Annotated in this window: 20 protein-coding genes, 2 tRNA genes and 1 pseudogene; 14 read left to right on the top strand and 9 right to left on the bottom strand. The window is 61.4% G+C overall.

Translation table 11 applies throughout. The features are described from left to right. The first annotated feature begins 71 nt into the window (after positions 1 to 71). From BGK68_RS14185 to BGK68_RS14175, 3 genes and pseudogenes are all read left to right on the top strand, one after another. Positions 72 to 1,082: pseudogene (locus BGK68_RS14185) on the top strand (methionine ABC transporter ATP-binding protein). Continuing rightward, on the top strand, positions 1,079 to 1,768 hold the full coding sequence (locus tag BGK68_RS14180; RefSeq protein ID WP_075257638.1) for a methionine ABC transporter permease: 690 nt from the start codon (positions 1,079 to 1,081) through the stop codon (positions 1,766 to 1,768). Before BGK68_RS14185 ends, BGK68_RS14180 begins: the two are co-directional and overlap by 4 nt. A gap of 101 nt (positions 1,769 to 1,869) precedes the next feature. Beyond that, positions 1,870 to 2,661, top strand: a complete 792-nt coding sequence (locus BGK68_RS14175; protein ID WP_075257637.1) for a MetQ/NlpA family ABC transporter substrate-binding protein — start codon at positions 1,870 to 1,872, stop codon at positions 2,659 to 2,661. A gap of 193 nt (positions 2,662 to 2,854) precedes the next feature. On the opposite strand, the gene BGK68_RS14170 is transcribed toward BGK68_RS14175, so the two are convergent. Beyond that, on the bottom strand, positions 2,855 to 3,652 hold the full coding sequence (locus BGK68_RS14170) for a transporter substrate-binding domain-containing protein (RefSeq protein ID WP_075257636.1): 798 nt from the start codon (positions 3,650 to 3,652) through the stop codon (positions 2,855 to 2,857). Positions 3,653 to 4,313: 661 nt separating this feature from the next. On the opposite strand from BGK68_RS14170, the gene BGK68_RS14165 reads away from it, so the two are divergent. Then, positions 4,314 to 4,532, top strand: coding sequence for a hypothetical protein (locus tag BGK68_RS14165; RefSeq protein WP_075257635.1), 219 nt, complete (start codon positions 4,314 to 4,316; stop codon positions 4,530 to 4,532). A gap of 197 nt (positions 4,533 to 4,729) precedes the next feature. Here BGK68_RS14165 and BGK68_RS14160 read toward each other — a convergent pair whose 3' ends face one another. Further along, on the bottom strand, positions 4,730 to 6,301 hold the full coding sequence (locus tag BGK68_RS14160) for a methyl-accepting chemotaxis protein (RefSeq protein ID WP_075257634.1): 1,572 nt from the start codon (positions 6,299 to 6,301) through the stop codon (positions 4,730 to 4,732). A 450-nt stretch (positions 6,302 to 6,751) separates the two neighbouring features. Here BGK68_RS14160 and BGK68_RS27510 point away from each other — a divergent pair, with 450 nt between their 5' ends. The 3 genes from BGK68_RS27510 (at position 6,752) to BGK68_RS14150 (ending at position 7,799) form a co-directional block, all read left to right on the top strand. Further along, a complete protein-coding gene (locus BGK68_RS27510; protein ID WP_143433058.1) occupies positions 6,752 to 6,985 on the top strand; it encodes a hypothetical protein in 234 nt (77 codons plus the stop codon). Positions 6,986 to 7,151: 166 nt separating this feature from the next. Then, the gene (locus BGK68_RS14155) at positions 7,152 to 7,553 is read left to right on the top strand and encodes a response regulator (protein ID WP_075257633.1); all 402 of its coding nucleotides are present in this window, start codon (positions 7,152 to 7,154) and stop codon (positions 7,551 to 7,553) included. Positions 7,554 to 7,568: 15 nt separating this feature from the next. Further along, positions 7,569 to 7,799: a hypothetical protein gene (locus BGK68_RS14150; RefSeq protein WP_075257632.1), complete on the top strand. Its 231-nt coding sequence runs from the start codon at positions 7,569 to 7,571 to the stop codon at positions 7,797 to 7,799. A gap of 103 nt (positions 7,800 to 7,902) precedes the next feature. Here the strand turns inward: BGK68_RS14150 and BGK68_RS14145 are convergent, their stop codons facing one another. Then, positions 7,903 to 9,546 (bottom strand): FAD-dependent oxidoreductase, encoded by a 1,644-nt coding sequence (locus BGK68_RS14145; protein WP_075257631.1) that lies wholly within the window; start codon positions 9,544 to 9,546, stop codon positions 7,903 to 7,905. Between the two features lie 63 nt (positions 9,547 to 9,609). Further along, entirely contained in the window at positions 9,610 to 10,155 is a 546-nt protein-coding gene (locus BGK68_RS14140) for a VOC family protein (RefSeq protein ID WP_041311648.1), read from the bottom strand. A gap of 176 nt (positions 10,156 to 10,331) precedes the next feature. Between BGK68_RS14140 and BGK68_RS14135 the strand changes: the two genes are divergently transcribed. Together BGK68_RS14135 and BGK68_RS14130 are read left to right on the top strand one after the other, a co-directional pair. Then, entirely contained in the window at positions 10,332 to 10,766 is a 435-nt protein-coding gene (locus BGK68_RS14135) for a MarR family winged helix-turn-helix transcriptional regulator (protein WP_075257630.1), read from the top strand. 113 nt (positions 10,767 to 10,879) lie between these two features. Beyond that, the gene (locus BGK68_RS14130; RefSeq protein WP_075257629.1) at positions 10,880 to 11,137 is read left to right on the top strand and encodes a hypothetical protein; all 258 of its coding nucleotides are present in this window, start codon (positions 10,880 to 10,882) and stop codon (positions 11,135 to 11,137) included. A gap of 469 nt (positions 11,138 to 11,606) precedes the next feature. Here the strand turns inward: BGK68_RS14130 and BGK68_RS14125 are convergent. Both BGK68_RS14125 and acs read right to left on the bottom strand, forming a co-directional pair. Further along, positions 11,607 to 11,697: transfer RNA gene (locus BGK68_RS14125), tRNA-Ser, on the bottom strand. Between the two features lie 180 nt (positions 11,698 to 11,877). Then, entirely contained in the window at positions 11,878 to 13,860 is a 1,983-nt protein-coding gene (gene acs / locus BGK68_RS14120) for an acetate--CoA ligase (protein WP_075257628.1), read from the bottom strand. 387 nt (positions 13,861 to 14,247) lie between these two features. On the opposite strand from acs, the gene BGK68_RS14115 reads away from it, so the two are divergent. The 4 genes from BGK68_RS14115 (at position 14,248) to BGK68_RS14100 (ending at position 17,604) form a co-directional block, all read left to right on the top strand. Next, entirely contained in the window at positions 14,248 to 14,889 is a 642-nt protein-coding gene (locus BGK68_RS14115; protein ID WP_075257627.1) for a YqhA family protein, read from the top strand. Between the two features lie 39 nt (positions 14,890 to 14,928). After that, the gene (locus tag BGK68_RS14110) at positions 14,929 to 16,470 is read left to right on the top strand and encodes a fumarate hydratase (RefSeq protein ID WP_075257626.1); all 1,542 of its coding nucleotides are present in this window, start codon (positions 14,929 to 14,931) and stop codon (positions 16,468 to 16,470) included. Between the two features lie 36 nt (positions 16,471 to 16,506). Then, positions 16,507 to 17,400, top strand: a complete 894-nt coding sequence (gene murI, locus BGK68_RS14105) for a glutamate racemase (protein WP_075257625.1) — start codon at positions 16,507 to 16,509, stop codon at positions 17,398 to 17,400. Positions 17,401 to 17,528: 128 nt separating this feature from the next. Further along, positions 17,529 to 17,604: transfer RNA gene (locus BGK68_RS14100), tRNA-His, on the top strand. A 160-nt stretch (positions 17,605 to 17,764) separates the two neighbouring features. Here BGK68_RS14100 and gstA read toward each other — a convergent pair. Then, the gene (gene gstA / locus BGK68_RS14095; protein ID WP_075257624.1) at positions 17,765 to 18,394 is read right to left on the bottom strand and encodes a glutathione transferase GstA; all 630 of its coding nucleotides are present in this window, start codon (positions 18,392 to 18,394) and stop codon (positions 17,765 to 17,767) included. Between the two features lie 187 nt (positions 18,395 to 18,581). Between gstA and BGK68_RS14090 the strand changes: the two genes are divergently transcribed. Then, positions 18,582 to 18,920: a winged helix-turn-helix transcriptional regulator gene (locus tag BGK68_RS14090; protein WP_075257623.1), complete on the top strand. Its 339-nt coding sequence runs from the start codon at positions 18,582 to 18,584 to the stop codon at positions 18,918 to 18,920. Between the two features lie 203 nt (positions 18,921 to 19,123). Here the strand turns inward: BGK68_RS14090 and BGK68_RS14085 are convergent, their stop codons facing one another. Both BGK68_RS14085 and BGK68_RS14080 read right to left on the bottom strand, forming a co-directional pair. Further along, positions 19,124 to 19,789 (bottom strand): response regulator transcription factor, encoded by a 666-nt coding sequence (locus tag BGK68_RS14085; RefSeq protein WP_075257622.1) that lies wholly within the window; start codon positions 19,787 to 19,789, stop codon positions 19,124 to 19,126. Between the two features lie 366 nt (positions 19,790 to 20,155). Further along, positions 20,156 to 20,965: a ferredoxin--NADP reductase gene (locus BGK68_RS14080; protein WP_083657811.1), complete on the bottom strand. Its 810-nt coding sequence runs from the start codon at positions 20,963 to 20,965 to the stop codon at positions 20,156 to 20,158. Positions 20,966 to 21,017: the final 52 nt, after the last annotated feature.

Below are 21,017 nucleotides of genomic sequence, written 5' to 3'. Positions count from 1 at the left end.
GTAACTTCATTTTCGTTTCCCGCCTAATAACTAAAAGTTAGACTTCCGCAGTTCTCTTAACACTGACCATCGTGATTCGCATCGAGCAACTCCACAAGACCTACCGTGCCGGCCAGCGGGACATCATCGCGCTGCGCGACATCAACCTGGATATCGCCCAGGGTGAGGTATTCGGCATCATCGGCCGCTCCGGCGCCGGCAAGAGCACCCTGATCCGCACCCTCAACGTGCTGGAGCGCCCCGACAGCGGGCGCGTCCTCATTGATGGCGAAGACATCACCGGCCTCGGCCACGAAGCCCTGCTCGGCCTGCGCCAGCGGGTGGGTATGGTGTTCCAGCATTTCAACCTGCTCAATGCCAAGACGGTGGCGCAGAACATCGACTGGCCACTCAAGATCACCGGCCGCTACAGCCGCGAAGAACGCGCCGCGCGCGTCGATGAGCTGCTGCAACTGGTGGGGCTGGAAGCGCATCGCGACCAATATCCCTCGCAACTGTCGGGCGGCCAGAAACAGCGCGTGGGCATCGCCCGCGCCCTGGCCAACCACCCGCGTCTCTTGCTCTGCGACGAAGCCACCTCAGCCCTGGACCCGGAAACCACCCAGTCCATCCTGCGCCTGTTACTGGAAATCAACCGCAAGCTGGGCCTGACCATCGTGCTCATCACCCACGAGATGGAAGTCATCCGCAGCATCTGCGACCGCGTGGCGGTGCTGGATGACGGCGCAGTGGCCGAACAGGGTCGGGTGGTCGATATCTTCCTGCGTCCGCAACATCCGGTCACGCGCTCCCTGCTGGCCCAGAGCCACGCCTGGGACGCCGGCGACAGCCTCTACCAGCGCCGTCCCGATGGCAAGCTGGTGCGCCTGACCTATGCCGGCGATATCGCCGCGCAACCCATCCTCTCGCAACTGACTGCGGCCACCTCGGCCCTGGCCACCATCGTGCGCGGCACCGTCTCGCGCATCAAGGACACGCCCTACGGGTAGCTGCTGGTGGAGTTTTCCGGTGATGCCGAAGCGCTGGCACAGGTGCTCGATCGCCTGCAGACATCGGGTATTGAACATGAGGTGCTGGCATGAGCGCATTGACTTCCCTGTTCGGCCAGATCGACCTGTCGGTGATCGACTGGGGCGAGGTGGGCGACGCCACCCTGGAAACCCTGGCCATGACCGGCGGCTCGCTGTTCTTCACGGTGCTGCTGGGACTGCCCCTGGGCATCCTGCTGTTCCTTACCAACCGCCGCCAGCTGCTGGAGCAGCGCGGCCTCTACCTGGTGCTGTCGCTGGTGGTCAATGTGCTGCGCTCGGTGCCGTTCCTGATCCTGCTGATCATGCTGATCCCCTTCACGCTGTGGCTGGTGGGGACTTCGCTGGGTGTGACCGGCGCCATCCCGCCGCTGGTGATCGGCACCGCGCCCTTCTTTGCGCGCCTGACGGAGAGCGTACTGCGCGAGATCGATCGCGGCATCCTCGAAGCCTGTACCGCCATGGGTGCGCGACGCCGCCAGATCATCTTTGGAGCGCTGCTGCCGGAAGCCCTGCCGGGGCTGCTGGCTGCGGTGACCATCACGGCCATCACGCTCATGTCCTATGCCGCCATGTCGGGCGTGATCGGCGGCGGCGGCCTGGGTGACCTGGCCATTCGCTATGGCTACCAGCGCTTCCAGACCGAAGTGATGGTGGTCACGGTCGCCATCCTGGTGGTGCTGGTGCAGTTGTTGCAGTTCTTTGGCGACCGCCTGGTGCTGCGCTTTACCCGCAAGTAAGTTCCGCAAGCAAGTTCCCGGGCTCGGCCCCCATGAAGGACGAGCCTGCTCATGCGTCAACCGACGTCGAATTGATTGTCACTACAAGAATGGAGAAACACATGATCCGCAAACTGATCCCTCACCTCTTCGCTGGCGCCGCCCTGGCCTTCTCCGTGGGCGCGCACGCTGCCGACAAGCTGGTCATCGCCGCCACTCCGGTGCCGCATGCCGAGATCCTGGAACACATCAAGCCGGTCCTGGCCAAGGAAGGCATCGACCTGCAGATCAAGGTCTTCACCGACTACGTGCAGCCGGCCGCGCAGACCAACGAGAAACAGGTGGATGGCAACTTCTTCCTGCATCAACCCTACCTGGACCAGTTCAAGAAGAGCCACAAGAACGATATCGAAGTGCCGGTCGCCAAGGTCCACGTCGAGCCCTTCGCTGCCTACTCGCAGAAGTACAAGAAGATCGCTGACATCCCCAATGGCGCTACCATCGCCATCCCCAACGATCCGTCCAACTCGGGCCGCGCCCTGCTGCTGCTGGCCCGCAACGGCCTCATCAAGCTCAAGGACAACACCAACATCTCCGCGACCCAGAAGGACATCGTCGAGAACCCCAAGAAGCTGAAGTTCCGCGCCCTGGAAGCGGCTACCCTGCCGCGCGTGCTGAACCAGGTCGATGTCGCCCTGATCAACACCAACTATGCGCTGGAAGCCAAGCTGAACCCGGTCAAGGATTCGCTGTTCATCGAAGACGCCAATTCGCCCTACGCCAACCTGCTGGTGGCGCGCGAAGACAACAAGGACAGCCCGGCCATCAAGAAACTGGTCGCTGCCCTGAACTCGCCGGACGTGAAGAAGTTCATCGAAGAGAAGTACCAGGGCGCCATCGTCCCGGCCTTCTGAGTCGTTGGCATGACAGCGCCGGCGCGACGGCGCTGCGAATGTTGAACAGCCACCAAAAGCAACAAAAGCAACAAAAGCCACGGAGCGATCCGTGGCTTTTTTTCATCCATTCTCGATTACGTGATAATCACGCTACCGTTACATCACGTCTACGTGATGTGATTGAGGCACGCTGCCTGTCCTGACCGGAAGCTCACTGGTAAGTGGTGGCGATCTTTTCCGGCAGCGGCACATTGAGCCACTTCTTGACGATGCCATTGAGTTCACCGCTCTTCTTGGAAGCGGTCAGGGCGTCGTTGACCTTGGCCATGAGGGCGGGCTCGCCCTTGTTCATGCCCACATAGCAGGTCGAGACATTGATGATGTACTTCAGCATCGGCTTGTTGGCAGGCGTCTTCTCGGCCAGTGCATAGGCCACGAAATCGCCCGTCCCCACCAGTTGCACCTGCCCCGAGACATAGGCGGCGATGAGGCCATTATTGTCTTCGTAACGCTTGATCACGGTGCTCTTGGGCACGCTGTCGGTGAGCATCAGGTCCTCGAAGGTGCTGCGCGCCACGCCCACGGTCTGGTTGGCCAGGTCGGCGGGGCCGGCCACCTTGATGGCGGCGATGCCGAAGACGCTGTTGTTGTAGGGCGCGTAGCCCTGTGAGAAATCGATGACTTTTTCGCGCTCGGCGTTCTTGCCCAGGGTGGAAATGATGAGGTCGATCTTGTGCGTCTGCAGGAAGGCCATGCGGCTGGAAATGGGGACCGGCACCAGCTCGGTCTTCACGCCCATGCCCTTGGCCACCAGGCGCGCCACGTCGATGTCCAGCCCCTGCAGCTGCAGGTCGGAGGTGACCGAACCATAGGGCGCGAAATCTTGCGGCACGCCGATCTTGACCACGCCGGCTTTCTGGATATCAGCCAGGGTATCGGCCATGGCCGGGTGGACAGCGACAGCCATGAGGCCCAGAGAAGCGGCGATTGCGGTCTTGATGAGATTCATGCGGATTCCTTGAGGTCGAGAAATGGTCGGGTAAGGGAGTGACAAGCTGACATGACAAGCACCTTCTGGCATCGCCGGGATGCCGGGATGCCGAAACACCGGAACACCGAAACACCGGAACGTCAGGACTAACAAAATGCATCAGTCACCCCTGGCTTGCCAGCCGCTCGTCATGCCTGCCGAGACTGCAAGGACTATGCCAGCAGCTCCGCCGCAACAGGAATGCGCGCCATCCCGAGGCGCAGGCCGCTGCCCTGCAAGCACAGCGGCCAGCAGCGCCAGGGAGTACGCTGCGGCTCGACGGCATTTAGTAAAACGCCCTTGCCCAAACGTGGTGAGGATGCAAGAGGATGGCGCTTCTCATAGGGAAATGCTGCAGGACAGCGCAAGCATATATTTTTCCCATACAGTGAAAACCTAACAAATCTCCCTTGCGCCGCGCCTCTCGCTGATGCCCGTTGCCAGCGCCGTTCAACGCCCCTGCAAGGGAATAAATATAAAAAATTTCTGTTGCGATCCTGCCGAATCAGGAGATATTCGTTCTCACCAAATAAGAGCAAGCAAAGAAAATGCGTAAAATAGAAAAAATGTGTTCTAACTTTTTGGAGATAAAAGTTATATTCGCGCAGTCACAATCTACCCACGAATGAGGGAGACTCTAATGCCCAAACGTAGCAAGATCCAGGAAGCCGTCGTCGTCACCCCGCCACGCTTCATCACCGAACCTGATGGCTACATCAATGTGCCGGTGAGCAAAAAGACCCGCGACGCCATCCATCATCTGAAGAAGAGCATGCGCGTGACCAGCCAGGCCGAAGTGATCGAAAAAGCCGTAGCCATCGTGCGCGCCATCGATATCGCCGCCAAAGGCCAGGACTGAGTCTGCTCCCGCTGTTTTCGTCGTTCCCGCTGTTCCCGCACTGATTCTGCTGCTGCGCCATCGCCAACGGATGGCGCAGTGATTCGTCGCGGCGCCAGCGCGCATCCTGCCTTCCCTTCCCCGTATCAGCAACAAGCCCGGCGGCCTGTTTCCAGGCGGCCGGGCTTGCGGACGACTATTACGTTCGGAACAGCGGATCAGGACATGGCGCTGCGGGCCTGGGCCGGCAGGCGGAAGATGCTGACCTTCTCGGCCAGGTCAGCGGCCTGGGTCTGCATGGCGCGCGAAGCCGCTGCGGCCTGTTCGACCAGGGCGGCGTTCTGCTGGGTCACTTCATCCATCTGCGTGATGGCCTGATTGACCTGTTCGATGCCGGCGCGCTGCTCTTCGCCGGCATTGCTGATCTGGCTGATCACGGCATTGACCTGGGCCACGCTCTTGACGATCTCCTGCATGGTCTGGCCGGCCTTCTTGACCAGGTGCGCGCCCGAATCCACCTTCTCCACCGAATCACCGATGAGGACCTTGATCTCCTTGGCCGCTGCCGCCGAGCGCTGCGCCAGGCTGCGTACCTCGGTGGCGACCACCGCGAAGCCACGTCCCTGCTCACCGGCGCGGGCTGCTTCCACGGCCGCATTCAGGGCCAGGATGTTGGTCTGGAAGGCGATGCCATCGATGACGCCGATGATGTCCACGATCTTGCGGGCGGAGGCATCGATATCGTCCATGGTCGCCACCACGTCTCCGACCAGCTCACCGCCCTGGCCGGCGATACCCGAGGCCGATTGCGCCATGTCGGCCGCCTGGCGGGCATTGGCGCTGTTCTGCTGCACGGTCGAGGTCAGCTCTTCCATCGACGAAGCGGTTTCTTCCAGCGAGCTGGCCTGATGTTCGGTGCGGGCCGACAGGTCCTGATTGCCGGCTGCGATTTCCTGTGAGGCCGTGGCGATGGTATCGGCGCCGGTACGCACATTGGTCACGATATCGACCAGGGCGCTGTTCATCTCGCGCAGCGCCGCCAGCAGCTCACCGGTTTCGTCGGGGGAGTTGTCGCGGATGTCCTTGGTGAGATCACCATTGGCCACCTTGCGCGCGGCGTCCACGGCCTCGGCCATGGGCACGGTGATGGAGCGGGTGATCACCAGCGCGGCCAGCAGGCCCAGCAAGATGGCCACACCAGCCGCACCACCCAGGATGGTGGCCGAGGTCACATAGGTAGCGTGGGCCTGTGCGGCGGCCTGCTGCATCTGGGCTTCATACCGCTGCACCAGTTCGGTCAGCCGCGCCAGCAATTCACCCTGGCTCTTGTAGCGGGGACCGAACAGCAGGCGCTGGCCTTCCTCGTTCTGGTTCTTCAAGCCCAAGGCGACGACGTCGTTGGTGAAGTCGAAGTAATTCTTGCTAGCCTCAGCGACGGCGTTGACCATCTGACGGCCCTCGTCGGTCACGGCGCTGCCGCGCAGCTGTTCGAGCAACCTGGCGTATTCGGCCAGATCCTTGTCGATGCCCTGCTTGTTGCTGCCCATCTGGGCTTCGTCGGAAAGGATGATGATGTTACGGGCTGAACGGGCGATATTCATCATCAGGTATTGCATCTTCTGGGCCGCGCTGACCTTGGGGTAGATCTGCCCGCTCAGTTGGGTGGAAGTATTGTCCAGCGAGGACATGCGGGTGATACCGATGACGGTGATAACCACCAGCAACAGCAACAGCACGGCAAAGCCGCAGGCTAGACGCGCGCCGAGACGCAGACGACGAAGAGGATTCATGAGTTTTCCGGAGTGGTTCGTGGAGGGGGGCAACGGTGCCGCGCTTTCGCTGCTTGGCGATGCGCAGTCTGGTATGCCCTCATGATAAGTCGACCACGGTGCGCGCCCTTCCCGAAAAAGAGGGCAAGAGTCCCGCTTGATCGGCGGACCGCAGTGTATCGCGGGGAGACACCGGTCACCCCTGCGCCACGCCGGGCGCGCCCGCCAGCACTGGATGAGCTTTAGCAATAGTAAAGTGCAATCAAGCAAAACTGCCGCCGCACAGACCATGGGCAGCCTGCCGGATTATGCCCATCTCAGTCCTTGCCTATCCGAGGAAAAGCGCCGCGATTGCTGTGCAAGCGTTGGTTTTTGACGGTTCTGATTTCTGGTATAACAACTGTCGCAGTCAGGGCATTTTTGACAGCTTTTCAATAGTCCTTTCCATTCCCCCCACTGTAACGGACCAACATGATCAAGCCCCCCTTTCATCCGCCTGCTGGCGCTGACGGCACAGACCGTCGCGCCTGGCATGGCGCTGCTCTCGATGCCGGCGCGCAGCCACGCCGACCTCGACTTCTTCTCGACAAGGACAATCCGTCCTGCGCCCAGATGGACCTGGCCCTCTCCAGCAAATGGGGCGCCCAGCCGCTGGAATTACACCACAGCAAGAACGCGCACGACAAATGGGCGCTGCATCACTGAGCCCATCCCCTTCTGACATAGCAGGCGCTACGCTGGACAATGGCCGCCTGCGCGCGCCCTGTCGCCGTGTGACCGCGCCTGCCCGGATACCCCGGTTGCAAGCGACGCAGCGAGCTTCGTGCCCGCGTAACAGGGCAGGCGCAACAACGTAATAGGTAAAGCAATCATGGCAGCAACAGAACAGCATTTCCTCGTGGTCGATGATTTTTCGACGATGCGACGCATCGTCAGCGGCCTGCTCAAGGAACTCGAATACAGCAAGATCGTGGAAGCAGACGATGGCTCATCGGCCCTGAAGATCCTCGAATCGGGCGCCTCCAATATCACCTTCGTGCTGACCGACTGGAACATGCCGGTGATGGATGGCCTGGCCCTGCTCAAGAAGATTCGCAGCACGCCTGCGCTGGCGCATCTGCCGGTGCTGATGATCACGGCCGAAGCCAAGAAGGAGAACATCGTCATGGCGGCGCAGGAAGGCGCGGACGGTTATATCGTCAAGCCCTTCAACGCCACCACGCTCAAGGAAAAGATCGAGAAGATCCTGGCCCGCCGCGCGCACATGCAATAAACAGGAAGCGAGAACATGGACATGCCTTCCCACGACAATCCCCCTGAGCTGGCCAGCGGCAACATCCTCAAGCATGTCTCCATGAGCACACGGATTCATGAAACCGTCTATACGCTGGAAAGCCGTGTGCTCAGCCTGCCCGATGGCGGCACCCGTTCCGAATATCGCGTCATGCTGGAACGCAACGTGATCAAGGACTGGACCGAGGGTGACGTAGCCCAGTACTTCGGCATGGATATCTACTGATCCTGCCGGCCTTGCTGATGCGCCGGGCGCGCCGGCCCGGGCCGATAGAACGTCCGCGCTGCCCTGCCCCGCCGGGCGCGCGGACGGCTGGCAGCCGGCAAGCTCAGGCCGCCAGCGCCATCTCCTGGCCGACGCAGCGCGCCAGGGCTGCCGCGATGTCATCCGAATGGAAACGATTCCAGCGCGCAGCCACATGCTGGTCTGGCCGGACCAGATAGACGCATCCCTCACCAGCGGCATAACGCAAGGCAGCCAATCCTTCGCGGTCAATCAGTTCCGCGCCCGAGCCCGGCGCACCCACCGTCACCACCCTGGCGCTCATGCCCGCTGCTTCGATCACTGCCTGCGGCGCACTCGCCCCGAAGAACAGGACGACAAAGCCCGCCCCCAGCGACTCCAGCAGCCACCCTGGCTGCCCCTCCCGCAGGACCGGAGCATCGGCGCAGACGGTGCCGGGTGCCATGCGGCCACCGAAGAGCGCCGCATCGGCGGTATTGAGCGGCGAATGCACATAGGGCGTGGGCGTGGACAGGCGTCCGCTATTGACCAGCGTGCGCGCGAATTCCTCGGTTTCCGCCAGGCCCAGCACGGCGTCGCACAAGGCCTTGCTGGCGCGGCTCTTGGGCGTGATGAAATCGGTGGAACGGGTGGACTGGCGCAGGTTGTCGTCCGCGGCCCAGGCGCGCTCCTCGTGATAGCTGTCGATGAAGCTGAGCGGGGCCTTGCCGTCGATGACCAGCTTGAGCTTCCAGACCAGGTTGTCGATATCCTGCACGCCGGTATTGGCGCCGCGCGCACCGAAGGGCGAGACCTGGTGCGCGGCGTCGCCGGCAAAGAGCACACGTTGGTAGCGCATCTTGTCGATGCGGCGACAAGCGAACTGATACACCGAGACCCACTCCAGCTCGAACTCCACCTCCTTGCCCAGCATGGCCTGGATGCGCGGGATGACCTTCTCGGGCCTTTTCTCTTCTTCTGGATCGGCCTCCCAGCCCAGCTGGAAATCGATGCGCCAGACGTTGTCGCACTGCTTGTGCAGCAGCACGCTCTGGCCGCGATGGAAAGGCGGATCGAACCAGAACCAGCGCTCGGCCGGGAAATCCGCCTTCATGATGACGTCGGCGATGAGGAAGCGGTCCTGGAAGAACTGGCCGCTGAACTCCGCGCCCACCATCTTGCGGGTGTCGCTGTTGGCCCCATCGCAGGCGATCACCCAGTCGGCCTCCATGCGGAAGATGCCATCGGGCGTCTCCACGGCCAGCGCGGCATGGGTATCGTCCTGGTGCAGGCTGATCATCTTGTGCTTCCAGCGCAGGTCGATCAGCGGATGGGCCTGGCAGGCCTCGACCAGGTACTGCTCCAGGTAATACTGCTGCAGGTTGATCATGGCCGGCATCTTGTGCGCATGCTCGGGCAAGAGATCGAAGCGGTAGACCTCACGCTCCTCGAAGAACACCTTGCCCAGCTTCCAGCTCACCCCCTTCTCGACCATGCGTGGCGCCACGCCCAGGCGATCCCAGATTTCCAGCGGACGCTTGGCATAGCAGACCGCCCGCGAGCCGATGCTCACCGTGTCATTGTCATCCAGCACCACCACCGGCAAGCCGCGCGCGGCGCATTCCAGCGCCGCCGTCAGGCCGATGGGACCGGCGCCGATCACCACCACGGGATGGCGAGACGGCCTGGCCTGGCGTTGTTCATCGGACTGCCGGTAGGCAAAACGGGGATAGGTATAGGTGCTGTGCATGCGTGTCTCCTGTTCATTCTTGTAGGGGAAATAGGTGGGCAAAGCTGCCCAAGGATGGCGGCCTCAGTGGGTCGGCGCGGCGAATTCCTGCTCATGCATCCAGGCCGCATGCTTGGGCGCGCGACGCGTGCGCGACCACTCTTCCAGCATGGCCCACTTGACCTCGTCCAGACGCTGCATCTGTTCCGGCGTGCCGCAGTCGGCGGCCAGTTCGATGCGATGTCCGTTGGGATCGAAGAAATAGATGGATTTGAAGATGGTGTGATCGGTGACTCCGACCACCTCGATGCCATCGGCCTGCAGGCGCTGCATCACTTCCTTGAGGGTGGCTTCGCTATCGACCTTGAAGGCCAGGTGCTGGACCCAGGCCGGGGTATTGGCGTCGCGCCCCATGGGCGGCGAATTGGGAATCTCGAAGAAGGCCAGCACATTGCCCTGCCCGGCATCCAGGAAGACGTGCATGTAGGGATCGGCCTGCCGGGTCGAGGGCACCTGGTCTTCGGCGATGGCCAGGATAAAGCCCATGTTGAGGTACTTGCCGTACCACTCGACGGTCTGCCTGGCGTCCTTGCAGCGGTAGGCCACGTGGTGGATGCGTTCGATGTTCATCATTGGTCTCCATGGCCGGATGCGGCCTAATTAGTAACAGTTGTTACTATATGGAGTGAGCCACAGCATGGTCAATGCGTCGATGACGAGATGAAGCGCTCCAAGGTTATCGTTCTTGATGTGCATCAAGCCGGCACTGGATGTCGCGTTTTGGTAACGTCTGTTACCATGTCCGCATGAAACTACAGGACTTCTTTCCCTACCAGCTGGCGCAGCTGGCCGAAGCGGTGAGCCGCTCGGTGGCCACGGTCTATGCCGACCGTTTCGGCCTGAGCCGTGACGAATGGCGCATCCTGGCGGCGCTGGCCGAGCAGGGCCAGATGCAGGGCAGCGATCTGGGGCCGCACGCCTCGCTGGACAAGATGCAGGTCAGCCGTGCCCTGGCGCGCATGGAAGAGGCCGGACTGATCGTGCGCGAGCCCAGCCCGCACGACGCCCGGGCCCGCATCGTCAAGCCCACCGCGCAGGCGCGCAAGCTCTATCGCAAGATCGTGCCGATGGTGGAACAGCGCGAGGCCTTCCTGCTGGAAGCGCTCAGCAAGACCGAGCGAGAGGCATTGATGAGCGCCATGAAGAAAGTGCGCGAGCGGGCGCTGCAGGATCTGCCCTAGCGCGGCAAGGACTGGCCGGGTCTTGTCAGCGCCTGGCCGACGGCAATGCGAGAGACCGTCTGATAACGTCTGCCGCCCGATGCGGCTACCTTGGATGTTTTAAGGAGACCGCCATGAGCCAGGATCAGTCCCACGACCAGCGCCAGCATGCGCATGACATCGATCGCGATCAACCGCTGCGCCCCAAGGAAGGCCCCACCGAAACCCATTATGAAAAGGAAGCGCAGGGCCACGAGGGGACCCTCGGCGGGCAGCCGCCGCTCAATGCGCCGGCCGGGATACAGCGTGTTGGACGGGGTGGAGTTCTGGTGGAAAAGAGCCCGGCTTCTGCGCCAAGCGATCCGAGCTCGGACAAAAGCGGCGTCGAATAGCTCTCCCCTTCCACCACGGCTCCCTACTGCAAACGTGCTACCTCTTATCCATGGGTGGAAGGTTTCGCAGCAACAAGGGCAAGCGCCAGGAGAACCTGATGAAAATGACGCGAGAATATTGCCTTGCATTTTTACTTGCAGGCATCTCGGCCGTAGCAGTGGCTCAACCGTTCGAGCAGCGCGGCCCAACGGGTGATAACCGGGCAGCGACCGGAAACCCTGGGACTCAGGAGCCGCCTACAGGGAACGGCAAGGAGGCTGCAAGGAAAAAGCAGCCGCGTCAGGATGGGCGGAAGGAAGCCCCCGGTAGAATACACAACCCTGACGCTGCAGCGCCGACTGCTGCGCCTGGAACGCCGGCGGAAAATAATGCTCAGCCTGAGTCTGCCAAATAGACCTTTTGGCAAACCTTGTGGCGGGGAATTGCAGAAATAAAAAAGGCTCCCTGTTCGGGAGCCTTTTCTAGTACTGGCGGAGAGGGGGGGATTCGAACCCCCGATAGGCTATGAACCTATACACGCTTTCCAGGCGTGCGACTTAAACCACTCATCCACCTCTCCTGGATTTGGGTTCGCGTTCAGCGAAGCCATGCATTATAGCAAGCTTTTCAACTAAGCCAAGTATTTTCTGCATATTTTTCAAAACAACCATGAAAAAACCGGCAGGGCCGGCGTCCATATTGCAACGCCCTGCCCTGCCGGCTCGCCTGCAAGCGCCTTGCGGCGGCTTGTCCGGGCTTGTTACTGCGCTTCCTTCAACTGATCCAGGATGGCTGGGTTTTCCAGCGTGGAAACGTCCTGCGTGATCGCCTCGCCCTTGGCCAGCACGCGCAGCAGGCGGCGCATGATCTTGCCGGAACGGGTCTTGGGCAGGTTGTCGCCAAAGCGGATTTCCTTGGGCTTGGCGATGGGGCCGATTTCTTTGGCGACCCAGTCACGCAATTCCTTGGCGATCTGCTTGGCTTCGTCACCGGTGGGACGCGGACGCTTGAGCACCACGAAGGCGCAGATCGATTCGCCCGTCGTTTCATCGGGCTTGCCGACCACGGCGGCTTCGGCCACGATGCTGTTGGCCACCAGCGCCGATTCGATTTCCATGGTGCCCATGCGGTGGCCGGAAACGTTCAACACATCATCAATGCGGCCGGTGATGGTGAAGTAGCCGGTTTCCTTGTTGCGCACCGCGCCGTCGCCAGCCAGATAGATCTTGCCGCCCAACTCTTCGGGGAAGTAGCTCTTCTTGAAGCGCTCGGGATCGTTCCAGATGGTGCGGATCATCGACGGCCACGGACGCTTGACCACCAGGATGCCGCCATTGCCGTTGGGGATGTCATTGCCGGTCTCATCCACAATGGCCGCCGTGATGCCCGGCAGCGGCAGCGTGCAGGAGCCCGGCACCTGGGGCGTTGCGCCCGGCAGCGGCGAGATCATGTGGCCACCGGTCTCGGTCTGCCAGAAGGTATCGACGATGGGGCAGTTCTCGTGGCCGACGTTCTTGTAGTACCACATCCAGGCTTCCGGATTGATGGGCTCGCCCACCGAACCGAGGATGCGCAGCGAGGACAGGTCGTATTGCTTGGGATGGACCTTCTCATCCGCATCGGCGGCCTTGATCAGCGAACGGATCGCGGTGGGCGCGGTGTAGAAGATGGTGGCCTTGTGACGCGCCACCATGTCCCAGAAGCGGCCCGCATTCGGATAGGTCGGCACGCCTTCGAAGACGATCTGGGTCGCGCCCACGGCCAGCGGACCATAGGCGATGTAGGTGTGGCCGGTGATCCAGCCGATGTCGGCGGTACACCAGTAGACATCGTCGGGCTTGATGTCGAAGGTCCACTTCATGGTCAGCACCGCCCACAGCAGATAGCCGGCCGAAGCGTGCTGCACGCCCTTGGGCTTGCCGGTGGAACCGGAGGTATAGAGGATGAACAGGGGATGCTCGGCATCGACCCATTCCGGCTCGCAGGTGTCGGGCTGGTTGGCCACGACATCGGAAAGCCACAGGTCACGGCCTTCGACCCAGTTGATCTCGGCGCCGGCGCGCTTGTAGACGACCACATGCCTCAAGGTATCGCAGCCGCCCATGTCCAGGGCTTCGTCGACGATGGATTTCAAGGGCAGCTGCTTGCCGCCGCGCACCTGGTAGTCCGAGGTCAGCACGGCCACGGCGCCGGCGTCGATGACGCGCTCGTGCAGGGACTTGGCGGAGAAGCCGCCGAAGACCACCGAGTGCGTCGCGCCGATGCGGGCGCAGGCTTGCATCGCGGCCACGCCTTCGACCGACATGGGCATGTAGATGACCACGCGGTCGCCCTTCTTGATGCCCAGCGACTTCAGGCCATTGGCGAACTGGCAGACCTTCTGGTGCAGCTCGCGATAGGACACGTGGCTGACCTTGCCGTCGTCGGATTCGAAGATGACGGCGGTCTTGTCGGCATTGCCGTTTTCCAGGTTGACGTCCAGGCAGTTGTACGAGACGTTCACCTGACCATCGGCGAACCACTTGTAGAAGGGCGCGTTGGATTCATCCAGGGTCTGGGTGAAGGGCTTGTGCCACTTCAGGTTGTCCTTGGCCAGTCTGGCCCAGGTGCCTTCGTAGTCCTTCTCGAATTCGGCGTTCAGGGCCTGGTAGGCGTCCATGCCCGAAATGGCGGCGTGCTTGGCCAGCTCCGCCGGGGGTGCGAAAACGCGGTTCTCTTGCTTGAATGTCTCGATGTCTGCCACGGTAGTCTCCAGTAGGTTTGTTTTTGCTTTCCGCAAAACATAGGCCGTTTCACTTACTCAGTCCTTACACAAGCAGCGCCCTTCCAGCACGGGAGGCCGCTTGCATCAGGGCTGGGCGGTTCTTGCCACGAGGGTTTCATTGAAGAAGACCTTCATATCTCCCTTATGTTCGGGATAACATTTATGCATTTTGGCACAGCATCGTGTTTCCCGCAGGCACGGATCTGCTCACATTTGATCTGGCACAGGATGAAGGGAGCTCGCCGGATTGTGGTCAAGGGCGTGTAAAATACGCCCCCAAATCCGAGGCTTGGCGTTGCGCTTTTGCGCGACGGCAGAATCGGATCCCGCTCCCATCCGGCAGAATCAAGCGTACTCCAGAGACCCATGAAAATCCCGTCGCCCCAGGCCCCCAAGCCTCCCCGCAAGATCGGCATCCTGCCCAACCTGATTTTCATGAGCCGCTGGTTGCAGTTGCCGCTGTACCTGGGCCTGATCCTGGCGCAATGCGTCTACGTCTACCACTTCTGGGTGGAACTGGTGGACCTGATCGGCGCGGCCATGGGCAACGCCAGTTCGCTGGACCATATCCTGGACGCTGTGGCCATTCCCGGCGCCATCCGTCCTGAAAAGCTCAATGAACAGACCATCATGCTGGTGGTGCTGGCGCTGATCGACGTGGTGATGATTTCCAACCTGCTGATCATGGTCATCGTGGGCGGCTACGAAACCTTCGTCTCGCGCATGAACCTGGAAGGCCACCCCGACCAGCCCGAATGGCTCTCGCATGTGAATGCCTCGGTGCTCAAGGTCAAGCTGGCCACGGCCATCATCGGCATCTCCTCGATCCATCTGCTCAAGACCTTCATCAACGCCAACCTGTACGACGCCAAGACGCTCATCGCGCAGACCGGCATCCATATCGCCTTCCTGTTCTCGGCCATGGCCATTGCCTATTGCGACCGCCTGATGATCCACCCCGGCGCGCACGGCGACGAACCTTCCGACAAGCCCTCAGAGAAGCATTAAGTACCGATCCCGCCCCATCCAAACCCGAGAGAACCAGCCATGACCATCATCAAGCAAGACGATCTCATCGAATCCGTAGCCGCTGCGTTGCAGTACATCAGCTACTACCACCCGGCCGACTACATTCAACATCTGGCCCGCGCCTACGAGACCGAGCAGAGCCCGGCCGCCAAGGACGCCATCGCCCAGATCCTGACCAACTCGCGCATGTGCGCCGAGGGCAAGCGTCCGATCTGCCAGGACACCGGCATCGTCAACGTCTTCCTGAAGATCGGCATGGGTGTGCGCTTCGAAGGCTTCTCGGGGTCGATCGCCGACGCCGTCAACGAAGGCGTGCGCCGTGGCTACTCGCACCCGGACAACGTGCTGCGCGCCTCCATCGTGGCCGACCCGCAGTTCGAGCGCAAGAACACCAAGGACAACACCCCCGCCGTGATCCACATGGAACTGGTGCCCGGCAACACCGTGGACGTGCAAATCGCGGCCAAGGGCGGCGGCTCCGAGAACAAGACCAAGTTCGTCATGCTGAACCCCTCTGACAACCTGGTGGACTGGGTCCTGAAGACGGTCCCGACCATGGGCGCCGGCTGGTGCCCGCCGGGCATGCTGGGCATCGGTATCGGCGGCACTGCCGAGAAGGCCATGCTGATGGCCAAGGAAGTGCTGATGGAAGACATCGACATGTACGAGCTCTTGAAGCGCGGCCCGCAGAACAAGACTGAAGAACTGCGTATCGAGCTCTATGAGAAGGTCAATGCCCTGGGCATCGGCGCGCAGGGCCTGGGCGGCCTGACCACCGTGCTGGATGTGAAGATCATGATGCACCCGACCCACGCGGCCTCCAAGCCGGTGGCGATGATCCCCAACTGTGCCGCGACCCGTCACGGCCACTTCGTGCTGGATGGTTCCGGCCCGGCCTACATGGAACCGCCGTCGCTGTCGGATTGGCCGGAAGTGCACTGGGTGGCCGACACCGAGAAGTCCAAGCGCGTCAACCTGGACACCTTGACCAAGGAAGAAGTCGCCTCCTGGAAGCCAGGCCAGACCCTGCTCCTGAACGGCAAGATGCTGACCGGCCGCGATGCCGCCCACAAGCGCATCCAGGATATGCTGGCCAAGGGCGAGAAGCTGCCGGTGGACTTCACCAACCGCGTGATCTACTACGTCGGCCCGGTCGATCCGGTGCGCGACGAAGTGGTCGGCCCGGCTGGCCCGACCACCGCCACCCGCATGGACAAGTTCACCGACATGATGCTGGAACAGACCGGCCTGATCTCCATGATCGGCAAGTCCGAGCGCGGCCCGGCCGCCATTGAGGCGATCAAGAAGCACAAGTCGGCCTACCTGATGGCCGTGGGTGGCTCGGCCTACCTGGTCTCCAAGGCGATCAAGTCGGCCAAGGTGCTGGGTTTTGCCGACCTGGGCATGGAAGCGATCTACGAGTTCGACGTCAAGGACATGCCGGTGACGGTGGCCGTGGACGCCAACGGCATCTCGGTGCACAACACGGGCCCCGCCGAATGGAAGGAAAAGATCGCCCAGAGCGTATCCCTGTCCAAGATCCCCGTCACCACGGCCTGATCCAGGCCGACTCACCGCAGGAGCCTACGCAGCACCATGGACGAAGCCATCAAGCAGCTCCGTACGCCTTCTGCAGTGAGGTCCGATAGCAGCCCCCTCATGCCGACCGCAGCCGATGCCGCGGTCGGCATTTTCGATTCCGGTATCGGCGGCCTGTCGGTGCTGCGGCATATCCATGCCGCCCTGCCACGGGAGCATCTGCTCTATTTCGCCGACTCAGGCTATGCGCCCTATGGCGACAAGACCGAAGCGCAGATCGTCGAACGCTCGCTGGCCATCGCCTCCTTCCTGCTGGAGCAGGGAGTCAAGGCCTTGGTGGTTGCCTGCAATACCGCTACCGCAGCCGCGATCCAGGCCATCCGCACACGCTGGCCGCAACTGCTGGTGGTGGGCATCGAGCCTGGACTGAAACCTGCCGCCCAGTTGACGCGCAGCCGCACCGTCGGTGTGCTGGCCACGCGCAGCACGCTGGCCAGCCAGCGCTTTGCGGTGCTGCAGGCGCAGATGCAAGCGCAATACCAGGTGCGCTACCTGCCCCAGGCCTGCGTGGGCCTGGTGGACCTGATCGAGAAAGGCGAACTGCATTCCCCGGCCACGGTGCAGCTGCTGGAGCGCTACCTGGCCCCGCTGCTGGAACAGGGCGCCGATACGCTGGTGCTGGGCTGTACCCACTACCCCTTCGTGCGGCCCGCCATCGAAAGCGTCTGCAAAAGCCTGGTGGGCGAAGCGCCGGACATCATCGATACCGGCCAGGCGGTCACCCGGCAATTGCAGCGCCTGCTGGAAGCAGGCCAATTGCAGACCCGGGCCGCGACCGGCTCGCTGGCCGGCTTTACGACCGCCAGCCGATCCACGCTGGAAAACGCCTTCCGAGGTTTGCTCAAGCTCGATCCGCCGGTACAGGCGCTGCAGCCGCAAGGCGGTGCTTGAGGGTGCCGGGGAGGTCGTGCCAGAGGGACTTTCTTGTTTGCATCGAAATTTTGTTGCCATTCCCTGCAAGTCTTTGTATAATCTTTTGCTTACTTGATGACGGACTTAAGTCTGTCTGACAGTCGACGGTGGCTGTAGCTCAGTTGGTAGAGTCCAGGATTGTGATTCCTGTCGTCGTGGGTTCGAGTCCCATCAGCCACCCCAAAGATTCAATGAAAAGCCCGGTCCCTTGCGACCGGGCTTTTTGTTTTGTGCGTCCTCCTGGCCCTGCTGCTCTGCTACCGCCCTCGAACGGGACGAGGAAGCAAATCCAATTGGCAGATACGCGCACCGCCAACACGCCACCTCGCCCCGCCCCGAGGATTTACTTCAATTCCTCCGCATCAAGCGCCTTGCGTACGGCGGGCCGCTCACGCATACGGAGATACCAAGCCTTGAGATTGACCAGGCCGTCGAAATGGATGTTGGCCTGATAGGTCGGCACAAGCCATTCGGCCTGCCCCCATTGCGTGAGGGCGTACAGGTAGGCGTCGGCCACCGTGTAGTCGCCCATCAGGTAGTCACGCCCCGCCAGTTGCTCGTCGAGCCAGGCGTAGCGCTGCTCCAGCTTCGGCTTGACCGTCTCCAGGCCGTAGGCACCGGACAATCGTGCATAGAGCAGCGGAATGAAGCCTTTGTGGACTTCCGACGTCAGGAAACTCAACCACTCCTGCAAGCGGTAGCGCTCAAGGGTGCCGTTGGCCGGGGCGAGCCTGGCTTCCGGTTTCAGGTCGGCCAGATACTGGACAATGGCCGGACCTTCGCGCAGCAAGGTGCCATCATCCAATTCCAGCAGCGGCACGTAGCCGAACGGGCTGAGCGCGTGGAAGTCGCGACCGTCTTCGGTCTGGTGGGTCTTGTAGTCCACCTTCACGAGTTCGACGTCCAGCCCCAGCTCGTTGATGACGATGTGCGGCGACAGCGAACAGGCGGCCGGGATGTAATAAAGCTTCATAGACAATCTCCAGATAACGTTGAGGAGGCTTCCCCTTCCGGGTTGAGACGATTGGAACTATTTTAATTGTTGGGTATAAAAAAATAAAGAAGGCACTATAATGTCATCTAGGTACATTTTTATACCGAATTTTGTAGATTTTTGTACGTTTTGTACTCGCTTGATCCTGGCCGTCGCTGGAGATGTCATGAAAGAAAACATGAGCGGTTGCTCCGTCGAAGAGTCGATGCGCTTGCTGGGCGGGCGTTGGCGGCTGTTGCTGGTGTCCTATCTCCTGGAAGGCCCGAAGCGATTCAACGATTTGCGGCGCGATGTGCCGGGTATTTCTCAAAGGATGCTGACCCTGGATCTGCGGGCTCTCGAAAATGCAGGCCTGGTCAAACGCACGGTGTATCCGACCTCGCCCGTCAGAGTGGAATATGAAGTCACTGAGGACGGGAAGCGCCTGGAGCCGGTGGTCAAGGTGATGAAAGAATTTGGCCTGTGGCTCAAAGCGCGTGATGCGGACCAGGTAGCGGGCGATTAGATCAGAGGGACGCGGGCCGGGCGCAAGTCGGTCTGTCATCGGCTTGCCAGCGAAATGCGTCTGGACGTAGAGTCGCGGCGATCTTCTGCATCAGGAACCTGCTTAGCGGCAGAAAAAAAGCCCGGCTCCTGTGGCCGGGGTTTCTTTTTCGCAACTTTCATGCCGGCCAGACGAAGGCCGCCAGGCCATCCCCACCCTTACGCTCAGTTGATCATGCCCGTCGAGAAGGCATACTTGATCAGGTCGGCATCCGAGCTCAGCCCCAGCTTGCGCATGGCATTGTTCTTGTGGGTGCTGATGGTGCTGGGCGTGCGCGAGAGGCGCACGCAGATCTCGCCCAGCGACTGACCTTCCACGAACAGGCGCACCACTTCCAGCTCGCTCTGGGTCAGCTCGCGGGTGGCGGCGAAACCGTCGCCCTGCGCCCAGCTCATCTCCAGTTCGCCGCGCAGCGAAACGGGAAAGTACAGCTGCTTGCTGCTCTGCGTGGCCAGGCAGGCATTGATGAGCTCGTCGGGCTTCTCGCGCTTGTTGATCACCGCGAACACTCCCATGCGGTAGAGCCTGCGGATCACGGCGCCATTGTTCATCGCGGTATAGACGATGAGCTTGGTGGACGGATGCTCGGCCTTGATCCGCTTGACCAGCGCAAACCCGTCGGACTCGTCGCTTTCCTCGTTGGGCATGGCGAAATCGGTGATGACAATCTCGCACGGTGTACGCTTGAGCGCATTGATCAGGTCTTCGCCGGTATCGACCTCGAGATCGATGCGGATCTCGGGCAAACGAGCCAGCTCATTGCGTAACGCGCCCAGCACGATAGGATGGTCATCTGCGATGGCCACGTGCAGGACTTTCTTCAAATTCATACTACCCCCAAATGGTTCAATTAACGGACAGTTGGCTGCCGTCGGCCGGAGCTGCCCACTCCTCTATCACCTCGGCTCAGCGGCCCTCGACTTGATTGCGTCGATGTCGGCTCCCCCATCTCCGATACCATGACGGCATCGAAAAAAAATCTATCCAGACGTGATAGAGAAATTCAGCGCAAAACTGGAAGAAAACGTCGATATATGGCTCAAGAATCGAATTATTTCGAGATGACCATCGCCGCTTTTCTTGAGCTTGCCTTCTTTCTTCATGGAAGCCGAAAAATATGGCCCTAGTCTTTTCAACAAGTCCGAAATTTACCTTTGTTAAGCGCTATCCTACGCCAACAGTCGCCGGGGAGCACCTCACCAATAGTCTTCGGTGACGAACTGCCCACCCCCGGCGCGGCGCAAAGGACTCATGCCGCGCTCGCGCAGCAGTTCCCGCACTTCGGTGACCATCTCGGGATTGCCGCAGGCCATGACGCGAGCGTCGTCCACGGTCAGCGACAGGCCGGCGGCCTGCTCCAGCTGGCCGCCGCGCAACAGGTCGGTGATGCGTCCGGCCAGTAGGCCCGGCGAGGAAGGCGGGACAGCTTCGCGGGTGACGCAGCGCAAACTGTGCAAACGCGCCGGCCAGCCTTGGGCAGCGGCCTGCTGGCGCAATTGCTCGAACTTGTCGGCATAGGCCAGTTCGGCGCACTGGCGCACCCCATGCACCAGCACCAGATCCTCGAAACGCTGCCAGACTTCCGGCTGCTGCAGGATGGACACGTAAGGCCCCAGGCCGGTGCCGGTGGCCAGCATCCAGAGCTGCCGCCCGTCGCTGAAGCGGTCAGCCGTCATGAAACCATAGCTGAGCTTTTCGACCCACACCGGGTCGCCCGGCTGCAAGGCGTCCAGGCGGCTGGTGAACTGCCCGCCAGGCACGATGATGGCGTAGTACTCCAGCACGTCTTCATGCTCGGCGGACGTGATGGAATAGGCGCGCGAGACGATCTGACCATCGATCTCCAGGCCCAGGCGGGCGAACTGGCCGGCCGCGAACCGATAGCCGGCCGGCCGCGTGGTGCGAAAACTCAACAGCTTATCGGTCCAGCGATGCACCCATAGCAGGCGCTCGCAGGTCGCCTTTTCCGAATACGCATCAATACTCACATTGCTCGCACTGCTCACACTACTCTCCTTGAATCTGCGCCATGAGGCATGACTGAAATGCAATCATCGG

The sequence above is a fragment of the Herbaspirillum camelliae genome, assembly GCF_001929405.1.
Classification (GTDB): Bacteria; Pseudomonadota; Gammaproteobacteria; order Burkholderiales; family Burkholderiaceae_D; genus Herbaspirillum; species Herbaspirillum seropedicae.
This window is presented reverse-complemented; position numbering and strand designations above follow the sequence as displayed.